The 9,138-nt window shown below is 42.0% G+C and carries 10 protein-coding genes; 4 read left to right on the plus strand and 6 right to left on the minus strand.

Annotated features, from left to right (window positions below; genetic code table 11):
- Window positions 1–4 precede the first annotated feature (4 nt).
- Window positions 5–502, plus strand: coding sequence for an NAD(P)-dependent oxidoreductase (locus LD028_RS07410; protein ID WP_237811434.1), 498 nt, complete (start codon window positions 5–7; stop codon window positions 500–502).
- 24 nt (window positions 503–526) lie between these two features.
- Here the strand turns inward: LD028_RS07410 and LD028_RS07415 are convergent, their stop codons facing one another.
- Window positions 527–1,258 (minus strand): DUF4397 domain-containing protein, encoded by a 732-nt coding sequence (locus LD028_RS07415; RefSeq protein ID WP_237811442.1) that lies wholly within the window; start codon window positions 1,256–1,258, stop codon window positions 527–529.
- A gap of 113 nt (window positions 1,259–1,371) precedes the next feature.
- Here LD028_RS07415 and LD028_RS07420 point away from each other — a divergent pair, with 113 nt between their 5' ends.
- On the plus strand, window positions 1,372–1,650 hold the full coding sequence (locus tag LD028_RS07420; protein WP_237811435.1) for an acylphosphatase: 279 nt from the start codon (window positions 1,372–1,374) through the stop codon (window positions 1,648–1,650).
- 16 nt (window positions 1,651–1,666) lie between these two features.
- On the opposite strand, the gene LD028_RS07425 is transcribed toward LD028_RS07420, so the two are convergent.
- From LD028_RS07425 to LD028_RS07440, 4 genes are all read right to left on the minus strand, one after another.
- A complete protein-coding gene (locus tag LD028_RS07425) occupies window positions 1,667–1,813 on the minus strand; it encodes a FeoB-associated Cys-rich membrane protein (RefSeq protein ID WP_006321988.1) in 147 nt (48 codons plus the stop codon).
- Between the two features lie 14 nt (window positions 1,814–1,827).
- Window positions 1,828–3,831 carry a ferrous iron transport protein B gene (feoB, locus tag LD028_RS07430; protein WP_237811436.1) on the minus strand — a complete coding sequence of 668 codons (2,004 nt, stop codon included), beginning with the start codon at window positions 3,829–3,831 and terminating at the stop codon, window positions 1,828–1,830.
- A complete protein-coding gene (locus tag LD028_RS07435; RefSeq protein WP_006321986.1) occupies window positions 3,828–4,058 on the minus strand; it encodes a FeoA family protein in 231 nt (76 codons plus the stop codon). The genes feoB and LD028_RS07435 overlap by 4 nt, the downstream gene beginning before the upstream one ends.
- A 97-nt stretch (window positions 4,059–4,155) precedes the next feature.
- Entirely contained in the window at window positions 4,156–4,872 is a 717-nt protein-coding gene (locus LD028_RS07440; protein ID WP_006321985.1) for an arginase family protein, read from the minus strand.
- A gap of 180 nt (window positions 4,873–5,052) precedes the next feature.
- Between LD028_RS07440 and cdr the strand changes: the two genes are divergently transcribed.
- Entirely contained in the window at window positions 5,053–7,494 is a 2,442-nt protein-coding gene (gene cdr / locus LD028_RS07445) for a CoA-disulfide reductase (protein ID WP_237811437.1), read from the plus strand.
- A 128-nt stretch (window positions 7,495–7,622) separates the two neighbouring features.
- Here the strand turns inward: cdr and LD028_RS07450 are convergent, their stop codons facing one another.
- Entirely contained in the window at window positions 7,623–8,312 is a 690-nt protein-coding gene (locus LD028_RS07450; RefSeq protein WP_006321982.1) for a TerC family protein, read from the minus strand.
- Window positions 8,313–8,537: 225 nt separating this feature from the next.
- Between LD028_RS07450 and LD028_RS07455 the strand changes: the two genes are divergently transcribed.
- Window positions 8,538–8,987, plus strand: a complete 450-nt coding sequence (locus tag LD028_RS07455) for a C40 family peptidase (RefSeq protein WP_237811438.1) — start codon at window positions 8,538–8,540, stop codon at window positions 8,985–8,987.
- The last annotated feature ends 151 nt before the right edge of the window (window positions 8,988–9,138 follow it).

A 9,138-nucleotide genomic window follows, 5' to 3' on the forward strand; every position in this document is an offset into this window, starting at 1 on the left:
ACATATGTTTCCTCTTTTCGTACGACTGACAGGAAAAAAAGTTGTCATTGCTGGTGGGGGACGGATTGCATATCGCCGCCTCCTCCCTCTTCTTGATGAAGGAGCGTATATTACCGTCATTAGCCCACAAGCGATCGATGCCATCGTTCATTTAGCTGAGCAGAAACAAATTACGTGGCACGCGCGCCCCATTGAACCAGCCGATTATATCGATGCTTTTTTGATTATTGCGGCAACGAACGATTCAAGCGTCAATGAACAAATTGCTGCACATGCGTCACCTAATCAACTTGTTAACGTCGTAAGCAACCATCTGCTTGGGAATGTTCATGTTCCCGCTTTCTTTTCACGTGGAAAATTACAAATTGCCGTTACAACAGGTGGGGCAAGCCCTACGTTAGCAAAACAAATTAAAAAACAACTGGAGCAACAATTTGATGAATCATTTGCTAAGTATGTAGATGAACAATATGAAAAGCGGCAACAACGAAAAGAGCCTTGATCCTTTCGATCAAAGCTCTTTTTTTTACGACTCTAATACTAACACTTCTAATGAAGGAGTGCGGGATACGTAACCGACGGCAACGACCGTATAAGACTTATTTGGTTGGAAGCGTACATTGGGAATGGATAAAACAACTTGATTTGTCCCTGCCACACGCACGTCGACATGTAATTTTTCATTGACTGGCGCTTCAATATAATCCGTCACCTTTCCAAATGAAGCATTGTGAAATAGCACATCACCGTTGCGCAACACAATATCGACGGCTGGTGCGTCTGGTGAAAAGTGAGCAAAGCGCACTTTCGCTTTCCCGTACGGTGCATACGGATGGTCAAGAATAGGAAGAAGTTGCAAGCGATGCACATCACCGATCACCGCAAGCGTATACGTCATTTTCGGCAGTATTTGAATGGTTTGACTAAGAACCGGAGACGTCGTGTGTCCTGCTGGATACACATCGATACGATGTTCTCCTTTTGGCACTTTCATATACTGACTTAGCTGTTTATATTTCATATGGCGTAATATTTTTTGACCATTGATATATACGTCAACTGCAGGAGCATTTGGCGATGCATGGAATAAACGAACACGTCCAGCATCATCATCTCGCCCTTCTTCGCGTGACTTCACCATTTTTTCTACATACCCTATATGTTTTCGCATATACTTTTCATACTGTTCCCAATCTTTATATTGATAATAACGCGCCAACAAATCATACATAACCGCTTTTTGAATGTAGCGATCCATTTCGTTCACAACTGTTCCTCCCCTGTAAATCTTTTTACGTATTCAACGTATGCATGACAAGGTAGGCTGTTGTATGATTTTTATAGAAAATTTTTAGCAAAGGAGATAAGCGAATGATCGTTCGTTATGCCATCGTTGCGCACGGTCGTGTACAAGGGGTAGGATTTCGTTACTTTGCTCAATACGAAGCAAGAAGACGAGGATTAACAGGCTGGGTAAAAAATTGTGATGCCGATCATATGATTGAAATGGAAGTTCAAGGGGACGTGGAAAAGGTTGAGGCGTTTGTTGATGAAATAAAAAAAGGGCCGCCGTTTGCCCGTGTAGAACGCATCGAACAATACTCTATTCCGACGGTCTCTCACGAAAAGACTTTTCGCATCATCTATTGAAAAAAGCTGACTGATGTCAGCTTTTTTCATGACAACTTGTGCCGCACGATCCTTTGACAGAGCAAGCCGCACATGTTCCACGCTTACTTTTTTGAATGAAACGAAAAATCGTCCATGCTGCGTATCCGAAAATAATTGTGCCAATGACAACATTTACGATCATGTATATCCCTTCCTTTAGAAGCCAAGCAAGCTTCCGCCTTGGTAAATCACAAATGAAACAATATACGCCAGTACGAGCGCATATCCAATGGAAAACATCGTCCATTTTCGTGAACCTGTTTCTTTGTAAATCGTTGCAACAGTTGCTAAACATGGAACATATAGTAACACAAATACCATAAAACTAAACGCAGATAAAGCTGTAAAATGCGAGGCCATGAGCCCTTGAAGCGACTCAACATCTGGTACGTGATAAATAATGTTCATCGTCGACACAACGACTTCTTTGGCTAAAAATCCGGTCAACAGTGCTGCTCCAGCTTGCCACGTTCCAAATCCAAGCGGTGCAAGTAACGGCGCAAGTACACCGCCAATCATCGCCAAAAAGCTATCGTCCATGTTTACATTGATACCATGCGGCCCAACGTAAGATAATAGCCAGATGGCAACAGAACCGCCAAAAATGAACGTCCCTGCTTTTTTCACAAATCCTTTTCCTTTATCCCACGTGCTACGCCATAGCGCTTGCCATTGCGGCATGCGATATGGCGGCAATTCCACGACAAACACCGATGCTTCTTCTTTTAAAATCGTTAACGAAAAAAGTTTTGCAAGTATAAGTGCAAGCGAAACGCCAAGCACATATAAAAAGAGAACGATGATGGCTTGATGGGCTGCAAAAAACGCACCGACAAATAAAGCATATACAGGCAAACGTGCCGAACAAGACATAAGCGGTGTTAACAACATCGTCATAAGCCGCTCCCGTGGTTGCTCAATCGTCCGTGCCGCCATGACGCCCGGAACATTGCAACCAAACCCAATAATGAGCGGGATAAACGCTTTTCCATTTAATCCGACCGACTCCATTAATCGATCCATGACAAGCGCTACACGTGCCATATACCCTGAATCTTCTAAAAACGAAATAAAGAAAAATAAAATAAAAATTTGCGGAACGAACACAAGCACGCCGCCTACCCCTGCGATAATGCCATCAACAACGAGCGCACGAATAAATTCAGAAGCACCGATCGCTTCTAGCATCGCCGTCACCGAATCGGTTAACGGACCTGCGAAAAAGGCATCAAGCAAATCGGAAAGCGGTGCTCCGAGCCAATCAAATGTAAGTTGAAATAACACATACATCGCCAATAAAAACAGCGGAATGCCGACATATTTATTCGTTACAACCACATCGATGCGATCCGTCAGCGTCACCTGTCCGATTTCTGTGCGTTGCACAACTTGTTCGATGACTTGTTTTACGAATGAACGACGTTTTTCATAAATAAACTGAGCAAGCGACATTTGTTCTGCCTGTTTCACTTCTTTTTCGGCTTGTTCATATAATGAACGCCACGTCGCTTCGGGCAATTTTTCTGCGACATAATCACGCACATAGCTATTTCCTTCATAAAACTGAATAGCTAACCAACGAACAGGAAATGACTCTTCCGTCCCCCACGTTGCGATAAAACGGTCAATTGCTCGTTCCATCGTCTCACCGTAAACAAGGGTGAGCGGCTCAGTTCGTCCTGTTACTTTTTCGAGCAACATGCGCTCTACTTGATCACATCCTTTTCCTGTTCGAGCAACGACAGGAACGACAGGAACACGCAACGCTTCAGCCAATTTTGTTTGATCGATGAATATGCCACGTCTTTCAGCTACATCAACCATATTTAAAGCAATCGCCAATGGCTTACCAAATTCCAATAACTGTACAGTCAACAATAAATTTCGTTCTAATTGTGACGCATCGACAATATTTAAAATTTCATCGAATGACTCGGTCAATAAAAATTGCGTCACTACTCGCTCATCTCGTGAGATCGGATGAAGCGAATATACGCCGGGCAAATCAATCATTTTCGCTTTTTTACTGCGCAAAACGCCCACTTTTTTTTCGACTGTCACACCGCTCCAGTTTCCAACGTACTCATACGTCCCTGTGAGCTGATTAAACAATGATGTTTTCCCTGTATTTGGGTTACCTACGAGTGCAACATGCATCATAACGGCTTCACCTGAATGTTCATCGCCTCATGGCGACGGATGCCAACACATTGTCCACAATTTTCAATCATAAATGGGCCACCAAGCGGCATCGTGCATTTTAAACAAATTTCTGCCCCCTCTGTTACACCCATATCTAACAGCCTTCTTTTTACTAAATCACTTACTCGCGATAAATCAACAATTTTTGCGCGTTCCCCAACTCGTAATTGCGTCATCGCAACCATACGTAATCCCCCAATTAATAATGATAACCCTTTTCAATATTCATTATAGTACGAGGGAGACGAAACATCTATCCTTTTTTAACGTGTTCACAAAATATTACGATGCAGAAGAAATCGGCATATGTTTGAGGCATGCTCGAATAATTGCTTCGTTCGCTTGCTCGTTTTTCACACAAAACGAACGATCTTCGCCGCATACATCAACACCGAGCACATGCTTATATCGGAAAAGATAATCAACGTAAGTGGTAAGTGTGCGTAACGACATCGTCCCTTGATCCCAATTTGTTTGGGCATCTTGTGGGCGAAGCACATCTTTGTCAATGCTAATGTATATATGTTTTGTCGGAATCGCGCGCATAATCGTCATTGGTGCATACATGAAATCGCTTTTTGGAAAGATCGTGACCTGTGAAGATGTGTGTGAAATTGCAGAACCGATGATGACAACATGTTTTAACGTCGGAACGTGTTTTTGAGCATACGATACCCATGAGCCACATGAAAGAAGTGGAAACAACGTTTGCTCATTCATATCTGTATGATGGTCAAACAATACGAGCGTAAACGGCTCATGAAGCTGCTTAAGTAATGCGTATGAAACGTAATGATAGTTGCCGCTTCCGATAAACGTTATCCCTCTTGTATGACGGCATGCAAGTCGCTTTTCAATTTCTTGCATCGCATCGTCATCGCAATATAAATTCGTTCCTTTTATGTCATACATATCGATCCATTCATGAGGAAAACGAAGAAGGTTCCGTTGCCACGTATACGTATGATCGAAGTTTAAAAACGTTACACTTGGATGCATACTTCTCCCCACCCTTGTGCAAGTTTTTTCTTCAACCAAATTATACAAACATCTTAACCATACGTACAACGTCATTTTTTCCGTGAAAACATTCACAAATTCGACACATTCTAATACCAATACCCCTTTATCTATATATGATCTTGTGATACAATTCACAATACAAGGAGGTTGATCACTATGAGCAAAAAAATTGTCATTGTCGGTGGCGTAGCTGGTGGTGCAACGACAGCTGCTCGCTTACGTCGTTTAGATGAACAAGCAGAAATCGTCATGTTTGAACGTGGAGAATATATTTCATTTGCAAACTGTGGTCTTCCATATTACATTGGTGGAGCAATTAAAGAACGTGACGCCTTACTCGTGCAAACGGTTGAAGGCATGGCAGAAAAATTTCATCTTGACATTCGTATTCAAAGCGAAGTCATTGCAATTAACCGCGAACGGAAAACGGTAACGGTTAAACATTTGCCAACTGGAAAAACGTATGAAGAAAGCTATGATTATCTCGTTTTATCACCAGGGGCAAGCCCAATCAAGCCAAACATCCCAGGCATTGAAGAAGCAAACGACTTATTCACATTGCGCAACATCCCAGATACCGACCGAATTAAAGCATATGTGGATGAGAAAAAACCGAAAAAAGCGGTCGTTATCGGCGGCGGGTTTATCGGGGTAGAAATGGCTGAAAACTTATGGGAACGTGGCATAGACGTCACACTTGTTGAAATGGCGAAACAAATTATGGCGCCCGTCGACTACGAAATGGCAGCCATTCTCCATCAACATATAAGAGATAAAGGTGTCCGCCTTATCTTAGAAGACGGCGTTGCAGCATTTGAACAACAAGGAAAAATTGTTCGTTTACAAAGCGGAACAACAATTGAAACGGACATGATCGTATTAGCGATTGGCGTAAAACCAGAAAATGAATTAGCTAAACAAGCTGGATTAGCGATTGGGGAACGTGGTGGCATTCAAGTCAATGAATATTTACAAACATCCGATTCTTCAATTTATGCCATTGGCGATGCAATCGAAGTGATGGACTATATTAACGGCAAACTGACTCACATTCCGCTCGCGTGGCCAGCAAATCGGCAAGGACGCATCGTTGCCGACCATATTAACGGCCGAAACGTACACTACAAAGGAACGCTTGGCACAGCGATCGCCAAAGTATTTGACATGACGGTGGCAGCAACAGGAAACAACGAAAAAACGTTGCAACGTCTCGGCATACAATATGAAGTCATACACATTCATCCAAATTCACACGCAAGCTATTATCCAGGTGCATTTCCGATTGCTCTAAAACTATTGTTCGATCGAAAAACAGGACGCATTTTCGGTGCCCAAGCTGTCGGTTACGACGGTGTCGATAAACGTATCGACGTCCTTGCAACAGCCATTAAAGGCGGGATGACTGTATTTGACTTACCAGATTTAGAATTAGCGTACGCACCGCCATATTCATCTGCTAAAGATCCTGTTAATATGGCTGGCTATGTCGCAACAAACATCATTGAAGATATGGTTGAAACCATTCAATGGCATGAAGTAAATGAGTTAGTAAAAAATGGAGCGTGTCTCGTTGACGTGCGTGAAGAAATAGAGCGCGATATGGGATTTATTCCTGGATCTATCAACATTCCGCTTGGACAATTACGCCAGCGACTTCATGAACTGCCTAAAGATGAAACGATCTACGTATATTGCCAAGTCGGATTGCGCGGTTATTTAGCGGCTCGTATATTAACTCAACATGGCTTCCGCGTAAAAAACTTAGATGGCGGATATAAAACATATGCTGCTGTTTATAGCGAACAACGAGAACAACGAAAAGAGGAACAAACAGAAAAACAAGTAGAGCGTGTAGACGTTATGAACGTTCAAGCGACAACAACATTAGATGCATGTGGGCTCCAATGCCCTGGACCAATTATGAAAGTATATCAAACGATGGAACAGTTAAAAGACGGAGATGTGCTAGAAGTAAAAGCAACGGACCCAGGGTTTGCACGCGACATTCAATCATGGTGCAAAAAAACAGGCAATACGTTGTTAAAAACAACGTTTGAAAATAAAACGTTCACCGCATACATTCAAAAAGGAACAAAAACAACTGCTTCCCCTGAAAAAGAAACGAAAAAAGACGGCGCAACGCTTGTTGTGTTTAGCGGCGATTTAGATAAAGCGATCGCATCATTTATTATCGCATCTGGGGCTGCTGCAATGGGTAAAAAAGTAACGATGTTCTTTACATTCTGGGGTCTCAACATTTTACGAAAAAAAGATGCGCCACCTGTACAAAAAGATATGCTTGAAAAAATGTTCGGCATGATGATGCCAAAAGGTGTTCACGATCTTCCATTATCAAAAATGAACATGGCAGGCATGGGTCCAAAAATGATTCAATACGTAATGGAAAAGAAACATGTCGACGATATCGAAACATTAATGAAAAATGCGATGGCTGCAGGTGTTAAACTCGTCGCTTGTTCAATGTCAATGGACATTATGGGCATTAAAAAAGAAGAACTAATTGACGGAATCGAAATTGGCGGTGTCGCCACATATTTAGGCGATGCAGAAGAAGCAGGATTAAATTTATTTATTTAAAAAAAATCGGGCTATCTCGTTACGAAGATAGCCCTTTCAAGTATATTCACAGGGGGATCGGGGGAATACACTTAGCATTATCCATTATGACCGTTCCTTTGTGTTTTATACGTATGTTTATAAAATTTTTATGCGATTTTTCGTTTATCTGTCTTTTTATTTTTTACATATCCCGCTAGCAAAATAAATGCCGTCACAACAATGAGAAATACGAGCGACTGCGAACCTTGCGGAAAAGCAATCCACCGCTTTATTTGTTCATCCTTCAACAGCATTTCCCCCGCCGTCCACGCTAAAATACCGGAACCAACATACGGAATCCACTTATATTTTTCCATCGCCAACACAATAGCCTTTGACCCGAAAATCATAATCGGAATGCTAATGGCAACACCGAAAGCGATCATGCCGATGTGCCCACCTGAAGCTCCTGCAATTGCGACAACGTTATCTAAACTCATGACCGCATCGGCTACAATAATAGTCCAAATCGCCTTCCATAAACGATCAGCAGCTTGTACGTTCGCTTCTTCCTCTTCATTAATCAGCACTTTATACGCAATCCAAAGGAGCAACAATCCTCCAACAAAATGAACAAATGGAATTTGTAATAAAAAGACGATAACAGCAGCAAACAATATGCGCAAAATGACTGCTCCAGCAGTACCAAATAAAATTGCCCGATTGCGTTGTTTTTCCGGCAATCGACGTGTAGCCATCGCAATCACAATGGCGTTGTCCCCAGATAAAATAATATCGATCGCAATAATTTTTAACAAAGCGACAATCGCTTCTGACGAAATGATCCAATCACCCATTTGAGGTCCCCTTTTTTCATGTACTTCCCCCCTATCTTATCGCGAAGCTCGTCTACATTCAACTTTTCTGTTCCGACATATATGCTAAATTCTCTCTTTATTTTTGCAAAAATCGATCTTTGTAATGTATTTGTAACATAATTTAATGGCTATGTAACAATTTTTCGACATCTTTTTTGCTATAATGTACTCGTCCATGGAACAAGTCTTTTGGAGGTTCAAGCAATGAAAAAAGCTCTAGTCACTACCGCTCTCTTCATGTTGCTATGTTTCACGTTTTTTGCAAACCCTTTCAAAACAGAAGCTGCCTTTTCAGCTAAAACGCTTATCGCTGAAGCACATAAAGTTATTGGCACACCGTATCGTACAGGAGGAACGACACCAAAAGGATTTGATTGTTCCGGCTTTGTTGGTTATACATACAAAAAAGTAGGCGTTTCACTTCCTCGTTCTTCAGGAGCGATGTATAAGAAAGGAAAGCCTGTTTCCCTCAAACAATTAGCACCAGGAGATTTGCTGTTTTTCAAAACATCGAAACATAAGGGGATCTCTCACGTTGCAATCTATATTGGCAATGGTCGAATGATTCATGCCACATCGTCAAAAGGGGTCAAAATAGACTCTATTTATCAATCTTATTGGAAACAACGTTTTGTTGGAGCAAAACGATTATAATGCGAAGGCAAGCACTTCATGCCGAACGTCTTTTCGACGCGAAGTGCTTGCTCTCGACAACAAAGCAGGGAATATTCCCTGCTCAGCTTGTCGACAAAGTCGACAAGCTGTTTTAATATATAGGTATAAGGGTATAGGAGGGGGAAATCGG

This window comes from Anoxybacillus sp. LAT27 (assembly GCF_022030075.1).
GTDB classification, from domain to species: domain Bacteria; phylum Bacillota; class Bacilli; order Bacillales; family Anoxybacillaceae; genus Anoxybacillus; species Anoxybacillus kestanbolensis.